This window comes from Oceanobacillus damuensis, from assembly GCF_001618145.1.
Taxonomy (GTDB): Bacteria; Bacillota; Bacilli; order Bacillales; family Amphibacillaceae; genus Oceanobacillus; species Oceanobacillus damuensis.
Genome location: NZ_KV392044.1, coordinates 53937 through 76184 on the forward strand (window position 1 = coordinate 53937; position 22248 = coordinate 76184).

A 22248-nucleotide genomic window follows, 5' to 3' on the forward strand; every position below is an offset into this window, starting at 1 on the left:
GATAGATGGTTCGATGGATATTAATTGGAGTACTTTCGTTGGCATTAATTGGTACTGGTTTTTGGGGATACAGGGAGCATCAGGAAAAAAACGCGATTTTGACTCAAGCGGAAAATACGTATCAGCGCTCTTTCCATGAACTCACTTATCATATGGATCTGCTGCATGACCAGATTGGCACTGCATTGGCGATGAATTCAACGGAAAGACTGTCTCCTCAATTTGTCGAGATCTGGAGGTTGACATCGGAAGCATTGTCAAATGTCGGACAGCTGCCTCTGGGATTACTCCCATTCAATAAAACAGAAGAATTTCTGTCCAACATTGGAGATTTCACGTACAAAACAGCAGTAAGAAATCTTGAGAATTCACCACTTACTGATGAAGAATCAGAAACATTGAAACAATTATATAGTCAATCAGGAGACATTAAAGACGAATTAAGACAAGTACAGCATATTGCACTTGAAAATAACCTTAGGTGGATGGATGTTCAGCTGGCACTTGCCAATCCGGATGAGCAGGTGGACAATACGATCATAGACGGTTTTAAAACGGTTGAGAAGTCGGTCGAGGGATTCAACGAGGGCAATTCCCAATCCTCCGTTATTGGAACATCCTCCAATGATCATAAATACAAATACTTGAATGGGGATAAAATCAGTGAGCAGGACGCATTGGAAAAAAGCAAGGAAATTTTTAATGTGGAAAATGAAGAAAACCTGACTATCGCCGAAAGCGGTGAAGGATCAGATGTCCCTATGTACAGCGTTTCCTATCATAATGATGAAAAAAGGGCTTATATGGACATCTCACAGCAAGGTGGGCATCCACTGAACATACTGGTATCAAGAGATATTGCGAATAATCAAATCAGCCTGAATGAGGGGGCCGAGAAGGCGCAGGATTATCTGGAATCCTTTGATTTGGATAGTATGTCTCTTTTCCAAAGCAGTGAATATAATAATGTCGGTGTTTACTCATTTTTGTACAATGAGAATGACGTACGCGTCTATTCAGATGCCGTAGAAGTAAAGGTCGCACTTGATAACGGGGATGTTCTCGGATTATCAACGAATAACTATTATATGAATCATTCTGACAGGGACATTCCTGAGCCGGATATCTCCGAAGAAGAGGCAAAAGAGATGGTTAATCCAAACGTGGATATTCAGGAAGAATTCCTGGCAGTCATCGATAATGATCTTGGAGAAGAGGTTTTGGTATATGAGTTTCTTGGTGTACTTGACAATGATACCTTCAGAATCTTTATAAATGCCATGAATGGCCAAGAGGAAAAAGTCGAAAAACTCGATGGAACCGAAATTAACTTTGCATCTAATTTCTGACAAGAATTGAAAGTATCATGACATGGGAAAGGCAAAAAACCTTTCCCTTTTTCTGAATTTCTGCAATAATAGGTATATCGAATCACATAAATAAAAGATGGCGGGGGTCATTTGATGGAAATAGGAACAGTGCTTAACATTGAAGTTAAAGAGGCAGAGACGGGAGAAATAAACGAATACCACTGTAAGATCATTGAAAAAAATAAAAATTACTTAATTATAGATTATCCAATACATACAGAGACTAAAAAAACTGCATTTTTTCCAAAAGGGACCTCTTTATCAGCCTCTTTTATCGGAAACGACCAAGCGATTTACCGGTTTTCAACAGAAATTGCAGCCAAATTTAAACTGAATATACCAGCATTGGCAATTGACATTCCTGATAATAAAGACGTAAAAAGAATCCAACGACGAGAATATGTCCGAATAGAAACCGCTGTAGATATTGCAGCACATAGTGTAGATAATCAATTTTCACCTTTTACTACAGTTACTTCAGATATAAGTGGTGGCGGACTTTCAATCATCGCACCAAGTAATATCCACTTGGAAACCGGTTTTAGAACTGACATGTGGATAGCGTTGCAAACGCAAAGCCAGGAAATTCTTTATGTGTATGGCCAAACCGAAATCGTCTATATCAGGGAAGTAAGCAGCCGGACCAATCTTGTGTCTTGTAAATTTATTTCAATCACTACACAGGACAGACAAAAGATTGTTAAGTTTTGTTTTGAAAAACAGCGTGAAGCAAGACAAAAAGAGCTAATTTAAATAGACCAGCAATTTTAGGTTATGTTATTATTAAAATTAAGCAGTAAAAATAAACTTGGCATTTGCCAAGTTTTTTAATGGGTATTAGGAGGAAGGATTTTTGATCATGAAAGAAAAGAACATCGCTATAGCCATTGACGGTCCAGCAGCCGCCGGGAAGAGCACAGTAGCAAAGATAATTGCCGATAGATTATCCTATGTATATATTGATACGGGCGCTATGTATCGTGCACTGACCTTAAAGGCGCTCCGTGAAGACATCGAAATGGAAGATGAGAGTGCAATCATTGATTTGTTAATGCATACCGAAATACATTTAAGACAATCCGACGAAGGACAGGTTGTTTTGCTGGATGGGGCAGATGTTACAGATGAAATCCGTTTTCAGGATGTAACAACAAAAGTCTCCCATGTTGCCAAACATGTTTCCGTAAGAGCAGAAATGGTAAGAAGGCAACAGAAATTGGCAACAGAACGCGGTGTAGTTATGGATGGAAGGGATATTGGCACACATGTACTACCGGATGCCGAAGTCAAAATATTTCTCAGTGCTTCAGTTGAGGAGAGGGCGAAACGCAGATACGAGGAAAATGTTAAAAAAGGTATCGCTTCTAATTTGGAAGTCCTCAAAAAGGAAATTGAGGAAAGGGACAGAATTGACTCAAGTCGTGAAGCAGCACCTTTAATTAAAGCTGCTGATGCAATTGAAGTTGATACAACATCATTAAGTATCATACAAGTTGCAGAACGTATTTTAAAAGAGGTTGACAAGGTATTGAATTAGAGAAAAATATACAACTACAAAGAAGTTTTCAGGGAGATGAAAGACATGAGCTTATACAAATTCGCAAGGTCTGTGGTGGCACTGATTCTATTTCCATTATATCGCATCAGTATAATAGGAAAGGAAAATATCCCTAAAGATGGACCAGTCATAATCTGTTCCAATCATATCTCCAACTTCGATCCACCCGTAGTGGGGATCACTTCACCGAGGGATATCCACTTTATGGCCAAAGGTGAATTGTTTGAAAAACCAATCCTTGGGAGGCTATTATCTGGGATTCAAGCATTCCCGGTAAAAAGAGGACTTTCGGACAGAAACGCTTTAAGAAAAGGACTTGAAATTCTTAAAGATGGGAAGACATTGGGACTTTTTCCGGAAGGTACAAGAAGTAAAACGGGTGAATTGGGTAAGCCTTTAGCAGGAGTCGGTTTTTTTGCTCTTCGATCTGAAGCAGCCATTATTCCATGTGCAATCATAGGTCCATATAAAGCTTTCAAAAAAGTAAAAGTTGTATACGGTAAGCCGATGAATATGGAAGAACACAGAGCTTCGAAATCTTCACCACAGGAAACTGCGGAAGCCATTATGCAGGAAATTAAGTATTTACAAGAAAAACATCAAAATTAATTGACTTTGCTTGACAAATAATTGTAATTATTAGAAGTTATAGAAAGAATAAGTTTTAACCATTCTTACTATTTCCATTTAATTTGGATTTTGGAGTGTACTTAGGAGGGCTATGGATATGAGTGAAGAAAACAAAGAACTACAGGAACTTAAAGCAGGAGATACTGTAACAGGAACCGTTATTAAGTTGGAAGATAAGCAGGTTCTTGTCGATATTGGCTATAAAACTGAAGGTATTTTGCCAATTGGAGAACTTTCGAGCATGCATGTTGAATCAACAGGCGATGTAGTTAAAGAAGGCGACACAGTTACACTGAAGGTAAAAAAGGCGGAAGATGACGAAATAATTCTTTCCAAAAAAGCAGTTGACGCGGAATCGGCTTGGGAGGATTTGGAAAAAAAATACAACGACGGTGAAGTGTTTGAAACAGTTGTCAAGGAAGTCGTAAAAGGCGGCCTCGTTGTGGATGTTGGTCTTCGTGGATTTATTCCTGCATCTTTAGTTGAAACTTATTTCGTGGAAGACTTCTCAGAGTATCTGAATAAATCATTGACCGTCAAAATCGCCGACCTGGACAGAGACCAGAATCGAATTATCCTTTCCCACCGTGCAGTTGCAGAAGAAGAAGCAACAGCCCGAAAAAATGATATCCTTCAATCTCTTGAGCCTGGTCAAGTATTGGAAGGTACCGTGCAACGGATTACAAGCTTTGGGGCATTTGTCGACCTTGGTGGTGTTGATGGATTGGTTCATATTTCACAATTAGCACATGAACATGTCGATAAAGCCTCCGATGTCATCTCTGAAGGGGACAAAATTAAAGTAGAAGTTTTATCAGTGGACCGTGATAATGAGCGCATCTCCCTATCACACAAAAATACGCTTCCAGGACCATGGACAGATATCGAAAGCCGTGTTTCCGCTGGTTCTATAGTAGAAGGTACAGTCAAACGCCTTGTCAATTTTGGAGCTTTTGTGGAAATCCTGCCGGGTGTGGAAGGTTTGGTACACATTTCCCAAATCGCCAACCGTCATATCGGAACACCACAGGAAGTTCTTGAAATAGGACAGAAGGTGAGCGTCAAAGTTCTTGATGTAAATGAGTCTGACGAACGTATCTCGCTTAGCATTAAAGAATTGGAACAGGAAAAGGAAGAAAAAGAATTTAAACAATATGAAAAAGATGAAGAGCAGTCAGGTTTCCAACTTGGTGACTTTATTGGTGACAAACTGGACAAATACAAAAAATAACAAATCACGAGATCCCTCAGCAGGGGATCTTTTTTCTTTGGCAAAAACAAAAGCGGAGGTGACTGTTCAGAAACGCATGCATAAGCAAGGGACTGGAAAGCGCATGGTTTTGGCGCTTGGAATGTCCATTGCTTATGACAGGAGTTTCTAGGAACCGGAGCTGGACGCGGCTGTTTATGTGTAAGAGTTAATTGCTGCCAAAATTTATACCTTTCCTATTGGCATATGTGCAACTAAGGCATTCGCCGAAAAACCATAGGTAAGAGCAGTTCCAAGTTTTCCAAGTTGATAAGAAGCTCATGCAATTGATTAGTATTATTGTGGATTTAAGCCATACTACAAAAGAAAATGCGTAAATAAATTTTTTTCAGAGGTGGCTTAAATGACGGAATACACATTTCCAATCGTCTTTGGTGTGGTTTTTGGAACAATTTCAAGAATTATTATGTTAAGGACGGATTACCGGCAATATCCTACCTATCTGCATGGAAAAATCATTCACCTTTCCTTGGGCTTTATCGCTGCATCCTTAGGTGCCCTTGCCGTTCCAGCCATCATGGAGAAGGAATTCACTGCGGTTACACTATTGACCGTGGCCGCCACTCAATTTAGAGATGTGAGGAACATGGAGAGGAACACGCTGACAGAGGTGGACAGTTATGAGCTTGTTTCACGAGGGAAAACATATATCGAAGGGATCGCCGTTTCTTTCGAGAGCAGAAATTACTTAGTCATGTTCACAGGGTTTCTTGGTACGCTTTCATTTATTATCTGGAATGTATTTGCTGCAATTATCGTTGCAGTGATCTGTCTGATTGTTGGCAGCAAACTGATGAGCGGGTCAAAAATTGAAGATATCGTCGACATTGAACAAAGCAAGATAAGCTTTGATGGGGCAGGTCTCTATGTCGATAATATTTATATCATGAATATTGGATTGGAAGAGCGAAAGGAAGAAATTTTAAAATATGGAATGGGTTTTATTCTGACACCTAAAAACATTAATATTGTTACGACAATAGGCAATCTCGGCCAACGTCAGGCAATTCTTCATGATGTCTCGGTATCCTTAGGCGTTTTCAGGGATTCAGGGACCCCTGCACTCACCCCATTAATTAAACGAGACCTGGATGACGGAAGACTGGGTGTATTCATTCTCCCGCAAATTCGAGATGTTGCCAAAGCGAAATCTGTAATCGGATCTGTTCCTGTATTAGAAAGTGCAGTCAGAATGCCTTCTGAATCCAAATCTTTAAATAAAGGGGATAAGGTATAATGATGCTTGAAAAATCTATATTGGCCGTAATTACGACGGACAGACAAAAGGTTTCCGGTGGCGCACCTATATTTTTCTGTGAGAGCAAAAAAGAGCTGGAGTATGTTGCATCAAACATCGAAGCCATCACAGATGGTATTGCCCATGCACTAAGTGAAGATCTGTTTATTATCGTAAAGCACTGATAACGATTGTTAATATTACCTTCTTTTGCTAGAATGAATTAAAGTTAAGGCAAATAGACATAAAGAGAGAGGATGTCCTTTTATATGAGGAAATCTGTAGTTGCAATTGTAGGTAGACCTAATGTTGGAAAGTCTACTATTTTTAATAGACTTGTTGGAGAAAGAATTTCGATTGTAGAAGATATACCCGGTGTTACCCGTGATCGAATATATGCTTCCGCCGAGTGGCTGAATCAGGAATTTAACCTGATCGATACTGGCGGAATTGAAATTGGAGACGAGCCTTTGCTGGTCCAGATGCGTCAGCAGGCCGAGGTGGCAATTAATGAAGCCGATGTTATTATCTTTCTTTTAAACGGAAAAGAAGGAATTACATCAGCAGATGAAGAAGTTGCCAAATTATTATTCAAATCAAATAAACCTGTTGTCCTTGCAATTAATAAAATCGACAATCCCGAAATGCGTGAGACAATTTATGAATACTATTCGCTTGGTTTCGGAGAGCCATTCCCTATCTCAGGCTCCCACGGACTGGGGCTTGGTGATCTTTTGGACGAGGTACTTACACATTTTCCTGTTATATCGGAAGAGCCTGTTAATGAAGATACCATTTATTTCAGTCTGATAGGCAGACCAAATGTGGGGAAATCCTCACTCGTCAATGCCCTTCTTAATGAGGAAAGGGTTATTGTAAGTGAAATGGAAGGTACTACCAGGGATGCGGTTGACACACATTTGCATAAAGATGATCAGGATTTCGTGATTATCGATACAGCCGGAATGCGCAAGCGTGGAAAAGTCTATGAGACGACCGAAAAATACAGTGTCCTTCGAGCTCTCAAAGCGATAGAGCGTTCAGATGTCGTTCTCGTTCTGATTGATGCAGAGACCGGAATCAGAGAACAGGATAAAAAAATCGCAGGCTATGCACATGAAGCAGGAAGAGCCATTGTCATCGTCGTCAACAAATGGGATACAGTCGATACGGATGAAAAAGCGATGAAAGATTTTGAAACAAAAATTCGTGCACATTTCCTTTATTTGGATTACGCCCCGATTGTCTTTCTCTCGGCTAAAACAAAAAAAAGACTGCACACACTTATCCCTGCTATCAAACTTGCAAGTGAGAGCCATGCAAAGCGTATACAGACAAATGTACTGAACGACGTTATCATGGACGCCCTTGCAATGAATCCTACACCTACAGTCAAAGGAAAACGACTAAAAGTTCTTTATGCAACACAGGTTGCGGTAAAACCACCCAGCTTCGTTATCTTTGTTAATGATCCTGAACTGATGCATTTTTCTTATGAACGTTTTCTGGAAAATAAAATTAGAGATGCATTTGGTTTTACCGGTACACCAATAAAATTATTTGCAAGAAGAAGACAGTAGGAAAACAGGGAGTGAGAATCATGAAAAATATTGCAATCTTGGGAGCTGGCAGTTGGGGAACAGCCTTAAGCATCGTTCTTGCTGATAATGGCCACAATGTAAGATTATGGTCTCATCGACGGGAACAGGTTGATTTAATAAATCGTACCCATCGAAATGAAAGATATTTGGATGTTGATATACCGCAACAGATTACGGCTTATGATGACATTGGAAAAGCTGTTGAAGATGTGAATGCAATCATCCTTGTAGTTCCGACAAAAGCAATCCGGGAAGTATGCCAGCAATTAAACCATGTATTGGATAAAAACGTCACAATCATCCATGCTTCAAAGGGAGTCGAACCAATTACACTAAAAAGAGTTTCAGAGATGATTAGTGAAGAAATGCCAGAATACGATTACGAGGATATTGTCGTCCTATCAGGACCAAGTCACGCCGAAGAAGTTGCCTTACGACATCCGACTACCGTAACCGTCTCTTCTGTAAATATAGAAAATGCGAAAATTGCTCAGGATTTGTTCAACAGCGATACGTTTCGTGTCTATACAAGTACCGATATACTTGGCATAGAATTAGGCGGGGCGTTAAAAAATATTATTGCCCTTGGTGCCGGCATCTCAGACGGGCTTGGTTACGGAGACAATGCAAAAGCGGCTCTTATAACGAGAGGCTTGGCTGAAATAGCAAGACTCGGCACATCACTAGGTGCTAACCCATTGAGCTTTCTTGGCCTTTCGGGTGTGGGAGACCTTATTGTTACATGTACGAGTGTCCATAGCCGAAACTGGCGAGCTGGAAATCTACTTGGTAAAGGGAACAAACTGGAGGATGTGCTCGAAGAAATGGGTATGGTGGTTGAAGGCGTCAGAACAGTTCAGGCTGCCTATCAGTTTGCGAAAGAACAGAAAGTGGAAATGCCCATAACTTCAGGTATCTATCAAATTTTATTTGAAGAAAAGAATCCGAAAGAAGTTGTGGAGCAGCTTATGAATCGAGACAAACGGGAAGAGATGGATGACCTTGCCAACTTGCTTAGTGAACGTTATTCATAAATAACACGTTATCACTCCCCCTGCATATACTATGTTGAGTGAACATAGCAAGGAGGAGAACGAGTGAATAATTTTCAAAAAGGAATGTTTGACAAAATACAGAAAAACTCAAATATCAACCCGGATGATATATTTAAAGTCGCAGATTCCGTTAAGAATGCGAATTTTTCAGATGAAAAGACAGTGAGGAACCTTGTTCGGCACCTGGCACGAATGGCAGATAAACCTTTATCAAAAGAGAAAGAAGATAAAATCGTTCAGTCCATCGTCAACAATAAAATGCCTGGGGACATACAGTCACTGAACCATTTCTTCAAAAATTAATCATTCATGGGCAACCTGCGGATACGTAACAGCAAATCCCTGCATAAGATAAATCGCACAAGCATTCATGGATAGAGTTGCAAAGGAATTTATTTAGTCGGCCCGAACTGAAGATGCCCCCTTCAATTCGGGTTTTATTTGTTTGCAACTCCATCAATTCACATTTATATAAAATTACGTCAAATCATTTTAATACGTTCATTTTCAATGCTTATGTTATAATTAATACTTGTGGAACAAATGCACAGGCGTCTTTCATCAGCTTAGAATGCATATTTCTTATGATGATAGTATCCGCGAACCGTTAAATGGGTCTGTGTATGAAATTGAACGATTAACAATCAATTTTTACTTTCTTGAAAAATGAAAAACAGGGGTGAATTCGTTGTCAGTTTCAATGCTTATGATGTACATATCATTTGTTGGAATGTTTTTGTTAATTCTGGCAATTGGTTTAATAGTGTTAAGCAGAAATAAACTAAGAGGATGGCTGGCCGGAATCGTGACATTTCTGGCATACTTATGTTTAATTACGGGTGGATTTATAATTCTTTATGTAGTTTTAAGCGGGCCGACACGGTAGCTGACAAGGAGGCTATTTAAGTGAAACATACATATGCGGGCATATTTGGCTTATTGCTTTCCGTTTTACTCCTAAGTGGGTGTCTATATCCGCAAAGTGAAATGAAGCAAAATCAAATACCTTATGAAGAACAATTGGAGATGGTCCAGCGGGCTGTTGACAAATATAAAGAAGAACAACAAGGTTTGGTACCGATCCGTACAAAACCTAATGAAACACCAATCTTTGAAAAATACCTAATTGATTTCAGCTTATTGAAAGAGAAAGGGTACTTATCCGAAATTCCTGGAAATGCTTATGAAACAGGCGGCGTTTACCAATATACATTGATAACTCCGGAAGATAATCCAAGAGTTAGACTGATTGATTTACGCATGACAGAGGCTATAAGAAGTGTTAATGTCCAGCTCGAATTTTATCGCAGTGAACATTTGTATCCTGCATACGGGGAAAAGATTTCAGAAGGTGTCTATACGATCGATTACGATAAATTAGGGTTGGATAACCCACCGACTGTAGTCAGCCCATATTCAGGCGAAAACCTTCCAATTATAATGGATGTTGACGGAAATCTGTACGCGGATTACAGAATCGATTTAAACCATGCTTTAAGCGAATATGACCATGAATATACCAACGGGGAAGATATACGTTATCTGCTTGCTGATCATTCTCCATTCGTGCCGGCATATTCTCTGCCGTATACGATTGCAGATGGTGAACCTGTTTTTTTAATGGAAAACGAATAAACATATCATATTGGCTCCCTTGTAACATATATTGTTGCAAGGGATTTTTTTATTTCCGGCATTTATTACATCCTGAATGACTATTGATTTAATTATTTTATTAAAAAGACTTAAACAAGTCATATTTTAATAGGACAACATCATAGACTCATAATGTCAATAAATTGCGGGTGGTCCATATTAAAGTACGGAGATCGGGAGGGGATCTTTTGGAAAAAATTGATATTTTTAAAGATATTTCGAAACGGACGAATGGAGATATTTATCTGGGAATAGTCGGAGCAGTCCGTACGGGAAAATCGACATTCATCAAAAAGTTCATGGAGCTCGTTGTATTGCCGAACATTGAAGAAGAAAGTGAAAGAGCAAGAGCACATGATGAATTACCGCAAAGTGCAGCAGGAAGAACGATAATGACGACCGAGCCTAAATTTATCCCGAATCAGGCAGTAAAGCTGTCTGTGGATGAAGGTTTGGATGTGAATGTAAGGCTTGTCGATTGCGTCGGATATGCTGTTGAAGGTGCTAAAGGCTTTGAAGACGAAAATGGCCCAAGAATGATAAATACACCATGGTATGAAGATCCCATACCATTCCATGACGCTGCGGAAATCGGCACGAGAAAAGTAATTCAGGAACACTCTACAATCGGTGTCGTCGTCACGACAGATGGTTCCATTGGTGAGATACCACGGAGTGATTACGAAGAAGCCGAATTGAGAGTGGTTGAAGAGCTTAAAGAAGTCGGGAAACCATTTATTATGGTTGTTAACTCCACAAAGCCAACAAGTCAGGAAACAGAGCTAATGCGTCAGGATCTCAACGAAAAATACGATATACCTGTTCTCGCCATGAGCATCGAGTCCATGACGGAACATGATGTGTACAATGTTCTTCGTGAGGCATTATATGAATTTCCGGTTCTCGAGGTAAATGTCAATCTTCCAAGCTGGGTTATGGTCCTGAAAGAAAACCACTGGCTTCGGGAAAACTATCAGGAAGCGATTCAGACTACAGTAAAAGATATTAAAAGACTTCGGGATGTTGATCATATCGTTGGTAATTTTACAGAATATGAATATATTGATAAAGCAAACCTGGCCGGTATGGAGATGGGCGATGGCATCGCTGAAATCGATTTGCATGCACCAGATTATCTTTACGATCAGATCCTGAAAGAAATAGTGGGTGAAGAAATTCGGGGGAAAGACCATTTGCTGGAGTTAATGCAGGACTTCGCTTTTGCCAAAAGGGAGTATGATCAAGTTTCCGGAGCACTGCAGATGGTTAAGCAAACCGGTTATGGCATTGCAGCCCCAACATTGGAAGACATGCAGCTGGATGAGCCTGAAATCATTCGCCAAGGTTCCCGATTTGGAGTACGGCTGAAGGCCGTAGCACCATCCATCCATATGATCAAAGTAGAAGTGGAATCCGAGTTTGCACCGATAATTGGAACGGAGAAGCAGAGTGAGGAGCTTGTTCGATATTTAATGCAGGATTTTGAAGAGGATCCATTGTCAATCTGGGAATCTGACATATTTGGAAGATCCTTAAGCTCCATTGTCAGAGAAGGCATACAGGCGAAGATTTCATTAATGCCTGAAAATGCAAGATACAAACTGAAGGATACTCTGGAAAGAATCATAAACGAGGGTTCTGGAGGGTTAATAGCAATCATATTATAGCAGCTTGCTTTTAAGCTGCTTTTTTTATTTCAAAAAAATTGTTTCAACGGAAGGAAATGTGGGAATGATGTCGTATATGTATAAAGAATCGCTTTAACCATTATTATTGCTGGTTTGGCGCCGATTACCAAAAAATGGTAATCACCCTCTGCTTTTGGAGACATTTTAGGCTGTTCAACAAATAAATATTGGATAAATAGGTACTTTCTGTTGAATTTTATTGCAAACTCAGTTAATATAAGCCTTGTCATCACTTGAAGCAGATGGCATTTTCGTTTAAACAGACAAACAAAAGAACAAATTTTCACTCCGATGAATTGATTTGTTCCCATGTCAAATTAAACATTTTGGGAGGAGGTGAATGTCATGAACAAAACAGACTTAGTTAATGCAGTAGCTGAGAAAAGCGAACTTTCTAAAAAAGACGCAACAAAAGCTGTAGACGCAGTATTCGAATCTGTCATGGATTCACTTAAAAATGGTGAAAAAGTACAGTTGATCGGTTTTGGTAACTTTGAAGTACGTGAGCGTTCTGCCCGTAAAGGCCGTAACCCGCAAACTGGAGAAGAAATCGAAATTCCTGCAAGCAAAGTTCCTGCTTTCAAACCAGGAAAAGCCCTTAAAGATAGTGTAAAATAATTACATAGGGCACGAGAGGGTACGTTATCAAACGTACCCTTTTTCTTTTTTTAGATTTTAGCTCTACCTTCCTAAAGCGAAGTTTGACAATAAGCCTTGATAGAATCAGGAGAGCTACAACATATACGGCAATAATTATGTAAGACATTCTGAGATTAACTCATTTAAGTGCTTGAACTTATTGTTATTGGTAGAAAGTGTAGGATTTAATTAATTGACTTTAATTAGGTTATAGGACATATTTAATATAAAAAGGGCAGGTAATCTATATGTATGAACCAACCATTAAATCAGATTTTTTTGTAATAAAAGCTTTGGAAGACGGTGTGAGCGTCATCGGCCTGACTAGAGGCAACGATACGAAATTTCATCATTCTGAAAAACTGGATAAGGGCGAAGTGATGATTGCGCAATTTACTGAGCATACTTCAGCTGTAAAAGTAAGAGGAAGGGCAATGATCCAGACCAGTCACGGAGAAATGGAAAACAGTTAGCAGTTTCCCTTTCGTCATGATTCAATCATTTTTATGACAGTCAAAATATGCTATAATAACTAGAGCACTTGAAAGGATGAAAGGGCCCAGGTGATATCTTTGAATACTTCTGTCACAGACATCGATAACTTAGCGGGACTTCTGGAAGATAAAATACACCACAAATATCTTGAAAAATATTTAAAAAAGCCCAAATTTGATAAAGAAAAGCTGAGAATCTTAACTTCCTTGGTCGATCATAAGGTATCTCTTAATCCAATACAAAAGGAACAATACGTCATCACAGCGATGTTGGTGCAAATTGCCCTTGATACACATGAACTCGTCCCTGCAAGGAATGACACGGATGAAACAAAAGAAGATAAACTCGCAAAGCAACTGAGGGTTTTAGCTGGCGACTATTACAGTGGTTTATATTATTTATTTTTATCTGAAATAGAAGACTTTGATTTTATACATACGCTTGCAACTTCTATAAAGAAAATCAATGAGTATAAAATACAACTTTACTATAAAGAAGTGGAGTCACTTGCAGAGTTTATTGATGTAATAAAGAAAATTGATTCGACAGTGATTACACATGTTACACAACATATATATGATGACAGTTCAATCCATGAATTGATTGCTGATTGGCTGCTCACAGATAGATTAACTGCCGAGTTATCGGAAGCAAAGAATAATGGTATTTTTCCACTATATGAAAAATGGCTGGATATTGATCAAAATAGCAATTATACATCCTTTCTTACTAAAATGAATGTCCTAAACCAGGAAACAAAAGCTAAAATAAACAGCTCCATTTCCATGCTTCCGGAAAAATACTTATTTCTAAAAAACTATGTGATCAATAGAACTGACGAAATGGAATTTCATCATTCCTCAATAGTGGAAGAAGGTTAAGTAATGCAGGAACAATCAAAAGAAGAAAGAGTGCATCATGTCTTTGAGAAAATTTATCCAAATTATGATTCCATGAATTCTATAATTTCTTTTCAACGCCATAAAGCATGGCGAAAAGACGTCATGAAGCGAATGAATGTATCCAAAGGGGCCCGTGCACTTGATGTATGCTGCGGAACAGGCGACTGGTCGATATCCCTGTCAGAAGCTGTCGGAGAAGACGGAAATGTCACTGGCCTCGACTTCAGCAAAAATATGCTCTCTGTTGCCGAAAAGAAAAAAGAGGAACTAAAGCTTAACCAATTGGAACTGATTCATGGAAATGCAATGGAACTTCCTTTTGGAGACAATACGTTTGATTATGTCACAATTGGCTTTGGATTAAGAAATGTTCCGGACTATATGACAGTTTTAAAAGAAATGTACAGAGTCGTTAAACCAGGTGGAAAAGTCGTATGTCTGGAAACCTCACAGCCAACATTGATTGGCTTCAGACAAGGTTACTATTTTTATTTCCAGTTCATCATGCCATTGCTTGGAAGACTATTTGCCAAAAGCTATAAAGAATATTCCTGGCTGCAGGAGTCGGCAAAAGATTTTCCAGATAAAAAGAAATTGAAGCAAATGTTTTTGGAGGCAGGGTTTTCCCACGTTGACGTTAAGAGTTACACAGGCGGGGTTGCTGCGATGCATATGGGCTTCAAAAAATAATAAAGCAGGTATCACATTCAATCAAGGATGCGATTACTATTTTTCAAGGTAAAATTAGGTGAAATAAATGAGACTACCAAAAATCTATGGGTTTTTAAAAAAAGATCTAGATCTAATCGAATCTGCATTACATGAAAGTATTCAGGCAGAACATCCTGTATTGCGCAAAGCATCCATTGGATTATTGGACGCAGGGGGAAAGAGAATTCGCCCTGTTTTTGTTTTGCTTGCAGGTCAATTGGGAGATTACGACCTTAACAGTATAAAAAAGGTTGCCGTTTCTCTTGAATTGATCCATATGGCTACACTTGTCCATGACGATGTGATTGATGAAGCAGAGCTGCGCAGAGGCAAGCCGACGACCAAATCCCTATATGGCAATCGTGTAGCAATGTATACAGGCGATTACATTCTGTCCCGGGCTTTGGAAGAAGTGACGACAATCAAAAACCCTAACGTACACCGCTTACTTTCCAGGACACTTGTGGAAGTATCCATTGGGGAAATTGAACAGATTAAAGATAAATATGTATGGGATCAGAGTCTTCGAGATTATTTGCGAAGAATTAAACGTAAAACCGCATTGCTTATCGCAAGCAGCTGTAAATTGGGTGCGATTGTCAGTGGGCTGGATGAAAAAAACGCGGACAGATTATATCAATATGGGTATAACATCGGAATGTCCTATCAGATTATAGATGACATTCTGGATTTCACTTCATCTGCCAAGGAACTTGGGAAACCGGCAGGGAACGATCTCCTGCAGGGAAATATCACTCTTCCGGTCCTTTATGCCTTGGAGGATAAGGACTTTAAAGAGATGATTCACGAAACCTTCGCAAATCCCGATATGGTGGATGAAGAATCTATGAAAATTATTTTGACAAAGCTAAAACAAACAGATGCCATCAGGAAGTCATATAAACTAAGTGACCGTTATCTGGAAAGAGCGTTGACGGCACTTGATCCACTGCCACATTCAAGGGCGAAACTTACCCTTCAGGATATAGCAAAATATATTGGGAAACGCCGCTCATAATTCAATTGTCATTTTTGAGAAAATTTGATAGAATCATAAAGGTTAGTTTTTTAATACATACGATGGGGTGGGAAAATGGAAAAAACGTTTTTAATGGTAAAACCTGATGGGGTACAACGCAATTTAATTGGTGAGATTGTAAAACGCTTTGAATCAAAAGGTTATAAGCTTGCAGGTGCTAAATTGATGTTGATTTCCAATGAACTTGCCGAGCGGCATTATGCTGAACATAAAGAAAGACCTTTCTTCGGAGAACTTGTTGACTTCATTACTTCCGGTCCGGTTTTTGCCATGGTGTGGGAAGGTGAAAACGTTATTGCAACTGCACGTAACATGATGGGTAAAACAAACCCTGTCGAAGCAGCACCAAGCACTATTCGTGGGGATTTCGGCGTGACTGTAGGAAAGAATATCATTCACGGATCTGATTCACCTGAAAGCGCGGAAAGAGAGATTTCTTTATTCTTTGATGAAAAAGAAATCGTTTCTTACACAAAAGAAAATAGCGCATGGGTGTATTAATTTTAGAAAACTTGGCATATCACCAGGCCTTTGTTGCGCTTTTGCAGAAAGGGAAGCGTTATACTTTCCACCTGCTGAAATTAACCTCCGTTTATCGTAACGGGGGTTTTTTAACAATTAATTATGGATGGAAGAGGCGCTAATTCATGAAAGATGACTACATGGAATTTATACAGCTCGTAAAGAAAAAACCGGGAATTGATTTAAGCTTATACAAAGAGAATCAAATGAAGCGGCGTATAACTACTTTGCGGAATAAAAGAGGATTTGACAGCTATGTATCTTATTTTAAAGCCATGAATAAGGATGACACACTGCTGAACGAATTTACGGACCGATTAACGATAAACGTATCCGAGTTTTACAGAAATCCAAAGAGATGGGATGTCCTAAAAGACAGCATACTTCCTATGCTTTTGAAAAACAATAAAAGAATATCCATATGGAGTGCAGCTTGTTCAACAGGTGAGGAACCATACAGTCTGGCCCTTATGGCAAAAGAACATTTTCCGAATGCGAGAATTCAACTTCTTGCCACAGATATAGATGCTAACGTGCTGGCAAAGGCAAAACAGGGTGTATATTCAGAGCAAGCTTTAAAAGAACTGCCAGACAGGCTTATAAAGAAGCATTTCACACAAACCGGCAGCCTGTATAAGATTGATGAATCATTAAAAAAGAATATCACTTTCAAAAAGCATAATCTATTGTCAGATCCATACCCGGAAACTATTGATCTGATCATTTGCCGTAACGTTCTGATTTATTTTACAGATCAGGCAAAAGAACAAATCTATCGCAATTTCAGCAATTCTCTTAAGAAGAATGGTGTCCTGTTCGTCGGCAGTACCGAACAGATTTTCAATCCCAATAAATATACCCTTCATCTAGCAGAAACATTTTTTTATCAAAAAGCTTAAAATTACGTTTTCGGGTGAAAAGATTTTTTTTGAATAAATGCAACATAAGTAAAAGCAGATATGATATAGTAATTAGAAAAACTTTATACTTATCAATATTACAATAATTTACTGTAAAGGAGAATGGTACATTGCGCTACTTAACATCTGGGGAATCTCATGGAAAACAGCTGACAACAATTATTGAAGGGCTTCCTTCGCAAATGCCTTTGTTGAAACAGGATATAAACGAGTCATTATTAAGGCGTCAGGGAGGATATGGGCGTGGCAAAAGGATGCAGATCGAAAAGGATCTTGTCGAAATTACAAGCGGTATCAGACATGGCTATACATTAGGCTCTCCCGTTTCTCTAGTAATACATAACGATGATTTCAAACATTGGACAGACATTATGGGTGAAGATCCAATGGAAGATGAATCAAAAATGAGACGTGTCGTGACAAAACCACGTCCTGGACACGCAGATTTAAATGGGGCATTAAAATATGGTCACCGTGATATGCGGAACATACTGGAACGCTCCTCAGCGAGAGAAACTGCTGCACGTGTAGCAGCAGGAGCAGTTGCCAAGACATTGTTAAAGCAACTAGGGATCGAAGTATGCGGCTACGTAAAAGAAATTGCCGGTATTCGAGCTGAAGAAAAGGAATCCTTAACCATCCAGGAGCGAATCAGAATTTCACAGGAATCACCTGTTATGGTACTCGATCAAAATGTAGAACAGGAAATGATGGATGCCATTGATAAAGCTAAAAGCGAAGGTGATTCAATTGGCGGAGTCTGCGAGGTCTATGTTGAGGGGATGCCTGCCGGTGTCGGTTCCTATGTACATTATGATCGCAAACTTGACAGCAGAATTGCCGGAAGTGTGATCAGCATTAACGCTTTTAAAGGGGTAGAATTTGGTATCGGTTTTCAGGCAGCAGAACTGTTTGGAAGTCAAGTCCATGACGAAATCGCCTGGGATGAAGAAACAGGGTACTATAGAACATCCAACAGACTCGGAGGCTTTGAGGGTGGCATGACTACCGGAATGCCTATTGTTGTAAAAGGGGTCATGAAGCCAATTCCTACCCTAATGAAAAAACCACTGCAAAGCGTTGATATTGAAACGAAGGAACCATTCAAAGCAACGGTTGAACGATCTGACGCTTGTGCTGTACCTGCTGCATCTGTTGTTATGGAGCATGTAGTCGCATTTGAAATTGCCAAAGCAATTACGGAACAGTTTCCAAGTGACCGTTTCTCACTACTTAAAAAAGCGATCGATGACTACCGTGAAGAAATCAGGTGTTTTTAGTGGAAGATATTTTCGTGAAGTCCAGTACAAATTCCTACTACATTACGGTCGGCGAATCTATTCGTTTTCGATTAAACGAGTATTTAAAGAAAGACTATTCATCGATTCTGGTAGTTTCCGACGATAATGTGGCAGCATTGTATATGGATGATATCTTGAGAAATTTTCCTGGTAAACCCGTCTTCAAATCAATTGTCCAGGCGGGAGAGCAATCAAAAAATATAGAAACCTATTATCAATTGCATACGGAAGCAATAAAATACGGTTTGGATCGGCAGTCATTAATAATCGCGCTTGGCGGTGGGGTCGTTGGAGATCTGGCTGGTTTTGCAGCAGCAACCTTTATGCGGGGAATCGATTATATCCAGATGCCTACAACCATTCTCGCACATGACAGCAGTGTTGGAGGCAAGGTGGCAATCAACCATGAATTAGGTAAAAACCTTATTGGTAATTTTTATCCACCTGCAGCTGTTATCTATGATATCGATACGTTGGGATCATTAAGTGAGAGAGAAATACGTTCTGGGTATGCCGAGCTGATTAAAGAAGCATTAATTGCCGATCGTGAGTTTTTCGGTTCTTTACTCAAAACGGATATTTATAATGTGAAAAAGACTCAGTTAAAGAACCACCTTGAGCTTGGAATTAAAATAAAAGCTCATATTGTGGAAATGGACGAGAGAGAGTCCGGGGTTCGCAAACATTTGAATCTCGGCCATACACTGGGGCATGCTCTCGAATCCGACCTGGGCTATGGGAAACTCACTCACGGGGAAGCTGTAGCCATTGGCCTGTTGTTTTCACTTCATGTCAGTGAACAGTTATTTGATGAAGAACTGCCTTTTGAAAAACTATTGCACTTGTTAAAAAATAATCGCTATCCATTACACGGTATCGATTATCATACGGAGCGACTTATCAATAAAATGAAATCGGATAAGAAATCAGTTAAAAGCAGAATACAAATGGTCCTGTTAACAGAAGTGGGTCTTCCGGTAGTGAAGGAACTGGAAGATTCTGATATTGATAAGTACTTAAAATCGTTTATTGTTAGGATGGTGGGAAAATGACTAGAGGTCTACGCGGAGCAACGACAGTTTCAGACAATAATGCAGATCAAATGCTGGAAAACACGAGAAAACTGGTTGAAGAAATGGTGGAAATTAATAATATTGAACCCAATGATATTTCCCATGTTTTTATCTCTGTAACGAGAGATTTGAATGCAGGATTTCCTGCAAAAGCACTTAGAGAAATCGAGGGATGGACTTATGTTCCTGTTATGTGTATGGCAGAAATAGATGTACCTGGAAGTCTGCCAAAATGTATACGCGTAATGATGGTCGTAAATACAAATGAAGCGCAGGAAAGCATCCAGCATGTTTTTCATAATGATGCAGTAAAATTACGCCCTGATTTAGTAAAGAATAAAGGAGAATAACTTATGGAAGGCAAACCTATTCTAAATCAACTCAGCCCATATAAGCAGGGAAAACAAACAAAAGAAATACAGGAAGAATTCGGATTGAATCATATCGTAAAGCTCGCTTCAAATGAAAATCCATATGGTTATTCAGAACAGGTAAAAGACGTCCTTTCTGACGGACTGCCAGAATTTAATATCTATCCGGATGGTTATACAGGGGAAGTAAGAATGGCTTTAAGCGATAAATTAAACATTCAACCAAACCAATTAATATTTGGGAGTGGTACGGAAGAAGTCATTCAATTACTTTGCCGCTCTTTTCTGCAGCCCGGGTCAAATGTAGTAATGGCTGCACCAACTTTTCCACAATATAAGCATTATGCATTGATTGAAGGGGCAACGGTAAGAGAAATTCCAACAGATGAACATGGCTACCATGACTTGGATCGTATGCTTGAAGCGATTGATGAAAGCACGAAAATTGTATGGCTTTGTTCGCCCAATAATCCTACCGGGGCAGTTATTCCAAAAGACGATTTTCTGTCATTTATGAGTAAATGTCCAAAACACGTGCTGGTAGCTTTTGATGAAGCTTATTATGAATATATGGATAAGGAAGCAGACCCAGATGCCTTATCCCATATGGATAACTATGAGAACCTGATCACGATGCGTACGTTTTCGAAAGCATATGGGTTAGCGGGACTCCGTATCGGATACGGAATCTCAAGCAGCGACATTATAACAACGTTGGATAAAGTCAGAGGTCCATTCAATACTACATCCATTGCCCAAAAAGCAGCCGTCATCGCTCTTGGAGATCAAGCGTTTATCGAGAATACCTATGAAAAAAATAAAACCGTAAAAGCTTCTTTTGAAACGTTCCTGGATCGCATCAAGTGGCCATATTATGATTCTGAAACAAACTTTTTACTTGTTTCCACGCCCGTGAGCGGAATGGAGGTTTTTCAATATCTGATAGAAAACGGATTTATTGTCAGACCAGGTGAATTACTTGGGATACCAAATACAGTAAGAATCTCCCTTGGAACAGAAGAAGATATGAAAGAACTTCAGCAATTACTTTTAAAATTTCATGAAGAAAAAGCGAAGGTGCAATAATGGAAAAAGTCAATATACTCGTTGCCGGCTTGGGATTGATTGGGGGATCTCTTGCTAAGAGTATGGCAGCAGCAAAAAAAAATCATATTATAGGTTATGACCTCAACAAGGAATCATTGCAATTCGCTCTATTAAACGGGATCATTCATGAATCAAGTACAAATTTTGCTGAATCTGCATCGAAGGCAGACTTTATTATATTGGCCGCTCCTATTTCCGAGACAATTTCTTTGATGAAAGAAATAAATACAATCCGCTTTTATAAGAATGTGATTGTCACGGATACAGCATCTGTTAAAAGTCCGATTATTGATGCAGCGAAACATTTTACCAATGAAAAGATCACGTTTATTGGCGGTCATCCAATGGCAGGCTCTCACAAGAAAGGTGTTCAGGCTGCGAAAGCCCATTTATTCGAAAACGCGATCTATGTGCTTTCCCCTGTAAAGGAAAGCAGTGAAGCTGAAGTGAAAGCCTTACAGGAAATTCTGATGAATACCAAAAGCAAATTTGTCGTTTTGAAGCCGGATGAGCATGATGAAATGACGGGAGTGGTTTCTCATTTCCCTCATCTAATTGCTTCCTCATTAGTTCACCAGGCAAAAAAATGGGAAAATACCCATTCATTCTTACCCAAGCTGGCTGCAGGTGGATTTCGGGATATTACAAGAATCGCTTCAAGTAATCCTAAAATGTGGCAGGACATCTTCTACCACAATAGAAATAAGATGTCTATTCTACTGGAAGAGTGGATTGCAGAAATGAAGGATTTGAAGGTTCTGCTCGATAATGATCAGAAGGAACAAATGATTACATACCTTGAAAGAGCAAAGCTTTATCGTGATGGGCTGGCCGAATCAGAAAAAGGGGCCATCCCTTCCTTTTACGATGTGTATGTTGATATCCGTGACCAGACCGGGACACTTGCATCTGTCGTTCAATTACTTGCAGATGAAGATGTCAGTATTAAAAACATCGAAATTCTTGAAGTTCGGGAAGATATCATGGGGGTCTTGAGATTGAGCTTCTATACAAAAGAGGCCCAATTAAAAAGCTCAACATTATTGAAAAGCAAAGGTTATGAAACAATGATCCAACAATAGAAAACGGTGGTAAAGGAGTGG

Annotated in this window: 25 protein-coding genes; all 25 read left to right on the top strand. The window is 39.4% G+C overall.

Going from position 1 to position 22248, the window contains the following annotated elements:
• Positions 1-5: 5 nt before the first annotated feature.
• The 25 genes from ypeB to A4245_RS02835 all read left to right on the top strand — a co-directional run bounded on the left by ypeB (position 6) and on the right by A4245_RS02835 (position 22227).
• Positions 6-1349 (top strand): germination protein YpeB, encoded by a 1344-nt coding sequence (ypeB, locus tag A4245_RS02710; RefSeq protein WP_067725419.1) that lies wholly within the window; start codon positions 6-8, stop codon positions 1347-1349.
• 114 nt (positions 1350-1463) lie between these two features.
• Positions 1464-2123, top strand: coding sequence for a flagellar brake protein (locus A4245_RS02715; RefSeq protein WP_067725420.1), 660 nt, complete (start codon positions 1464-1466; stop codon positions 2121-2123).
• A 106-nt stretch (positions 2124-2229) separates the two neighbouring features.
• Positions 2230-2907 (top strand): (d)CMP kinase, encoded by a 678-nt coding sequence (gene cmk, locus A4245_RS02720; protein ID WP_067725617.1) that lies wholly within the window; start codon positions 2230-2232, stop codon positions 2905-2907.
• A 45-nt stretch (positions 2908-2952) separates the two neighbouring features.
• On the top strand, positions 2953-3537 hold the full coding sequence (locus A4245_RS02725; protein WP_067725421.1) for a lysophospholipid acyltransferase family protein: 585 nt from the start codon (positions 2953-2955) through the stop codon (positions 3535-3537).
• 118 nt (positions 3538-3655) lie between these two features.
• Positions 3656-4789: a 30S ribosomal protein S1 gene (gene rpsA, locus A4245_RS02730; protein WP_084268637.1), complete on the top strand. Its 1134-nt coding sequence runs from the start codon at positions 3656-3658 to the stop codon at positions 4787-4789.
• Positions 4790-5171: 382 nt separating this feature from the next.
• Complete coding sequence (locus A4245_RS02740) at positions 5172-6065, top strand: YIEGIA family protein (RefSeq protein ID WP_067725431.1); 894 nt, start codon at positions 5172-5174, stop codon at positions 6063-6065.
• Complete coding sequence (locus A4245_RS02745) at positions 6065-6250, top strand: capping complex subunit for YIEGIA (protein ID WP_067725433.1); 186 nt, start codon at positions 6065-6067, stop codon at positions 6248-6250. Before A4245_RS02740 ends, A4245_RS02745 begins: the two co-directional genes overlap by 1 nt.
• 84 nt (positions 6251-6334) lie before the next feature.
• Complete coding sequence (der, locus tag A4245_RS02750) at positions 6335-7645, top strand: ribosome biogenesis GTPase Der (protein WP_067725438.1); 1311 nt, start codon at positions 6335-6337, stop codon at positions 7643-7645.
• 20 nt (positions 7646-7665) lie between these two features.
• Positions 7666-8700 carry an NAD(P)H-dependent glycerol-3-phosphate dehydrogenase gene (locus A4245_RS02755; RefSeq protein ID WP_067725440.1) on the top strand — a complete coding sequence of 345 codons (1035 nt, stop codon included), beginning with the start codon at positions 7666-7668 and terminating at the stop codon, positions 8698-8700.
• A gap of 63 nt (positions 8701-8763) precedes the next feature.
• Positions 8764-9024: a stage VI sporulation protein F gene (locus A4245_RS02760; RefSeq protein ID WP_067725442.1), complete on the top strand. Its 261-nt coding sequence runs from the start codon at positions 8764-8766 to the stop codon at positions 9022-9024.
• Positions 9025-9400: 376 nt separating this feature from the next.
• Entirely contained in the window at positions 9401-9607 is a 207-nt protein-coding gene (locus tag A4245_RS02765; RefSeq protein WP_407668347.1) for a DUF2768 domain-containing protein, read from the top strand.
• 20 nt (positions 9608-9627) lie between these two features.
• Positions 9628-10356: a hypothetical protein gene (locus A4245_RS02770; RefSeq protein ID WP_067725446.1), complete on the top strand. Its 729-nt coding sequence runs from the start codon at positions 9628-9630 to the stop codon at positions 10354-10356.
• Between the two features lie 209 nt (positions 10357-10565).
• Positions 10566-12044 carry a stage IV sporulation protein A gene (spoIVA, locus tag A4245_RS02775; protein ID WP_067725449.1) on the top strand — a complete coding sequence of 493 codons (1479 nt, stop codon included), beginning with the start codon at positions 10566-10568 and terminating at the stop codon, positions 12042-12044.
• A gap of 366 nt (positions 12045-12410) precedes the next feature.
• Positions 12411-12683, top strand: coding sequence for an HU family DNA-binding protein (locus A4245_RS02780; protein WP_010650679.1), 273 nt, complete (start codon positions 12411-12413; stop codon positions 12681-12683).
• 269 nt (positions 12684-12952) lie between these two features.
• Positions 12953-13177, top strand: a complete 225-nt coding sequence (mtrB, locus tag A4245_RS02785; RefSeq protein WP_067725450.1) for a trp RNA-binding attenuation protein MtrB — start codon at positions 12953-12955, stop codon at positions 13175-13177.
• 99 nt (positions 13178-13276) lie between these two features.
• Entirely contained in the window at positions 13277-14080 is an 804-nt protein-coding gene (locus tag A4245_RS02790; protein ID WP_067725451.1) for a heptaprenyl diphosphate synthase component 1, read from the top strand.
• Between the two features lie 3 nt (positions 14081-14083).
• A complete protein-coding gene (menG, locus tag A4245_RS02795; RefSeq protein ID WP_067725452.1) occupies positions 14084-14791 on the top strand; it encodes a demethylmenaquinone methyltransferase in 708 nt (235 codons plus the stop codon).
• Between the two features lie 67 nt (positions 14792-14858).
• The gene (gene hepT, locus A4245_RS02800; protein ID WP_067725453.1) at positions 14859-15830 is read left to right on the top strand and encodes a heptaprenyl diphosphate synthase component II; all 972 of its coding nucleotides are present in this window, start codon (positions 14859-14861) and stop codon (positions 15828-15830) included.
• Between the two features lie 75 nt (positions 15831-15905).
• Entirely contained in the window at positions 15906-16352 is a 447-nt protein-coding gene (gene ndk / locus A4245_RS02805) for a nucleoside-diphosphate kinase (RefSeq protein WP_067725455.1), read from the top strand.
• Positions 16353-16498: 146 nt separating this feature from the next.
• Positions 16499-17272, top strand: coding sequence for a CheR family methyltransferase (locus A4245_RS02810; RefSeq protein WP_067725465.1), 774 nt, complete (start codon positions 16499-16501; stop codon positions 17270-17272).
• Between the two features lie 131 nt (positions 17273-17403).
• The gene (aroC, locus tag A4245_RS02815; protein WP_067725467.1) at positions 17404-18573 is read left to right on the top strand and encodes a chorismate synthase; all 1170 of its coding nucleotides are present in this window, start codon (positions 17404-17406) and stop codon (positions 18571-18573) included.
• A 14-nt stretch (positions 18574-18587) separates the two neighbouring features.
• Positions 18588-19646 (top strand): 3-dehydroquinate synthase, encoded by a 1059-nt coding sequence (gene aroB / locus A4245_RS02820; RefSeq protein ID WP_324609837.1) that lies wholly within the window; start codon positions 18588-18590, stop codon positions 19644-19646.
• Complete coding sequence (gene aroH, locus A4245_RS02825; RefSeq protein ID WP_067725474.1) at positions 19643-20017, top strand: chorismate mutase; 375 nt, start codon at positions 19643-19645, stop codon at positions 20015-20017. The genes aroB and aroH overlap by 4 nt, the downstream gene beginning before the upstream one ends.
• A gap of 3 nt (positions 20018-20020) precedes the next feature.
• Positions 20021-21124, top strand: a complete 1104-nt coding sequence (hisC, locus tag A4245_RS02830) for a histidinol-phosphate transaminase (protein ID WP_067725476.1) — start codon at positions 20021-20023, stop codon at positions 21122-21124.
• Positions 21124-22227 (top strand): prephenate dehydrogenase, encoded by a 1104-nt coding sequence (locus tag A4245_RS02835; RefSeq protein WP_067725479.1) that lies wholly within the window; start codon positions 21124-21126, stop codon positions 22225-22227. The genes hisC and A4245_RS02835 overlap by 1 nt, the downstream gene beginning before the upstream one ends.
• Positions 22228-22248: the final 21 nt, after the last annotated feature.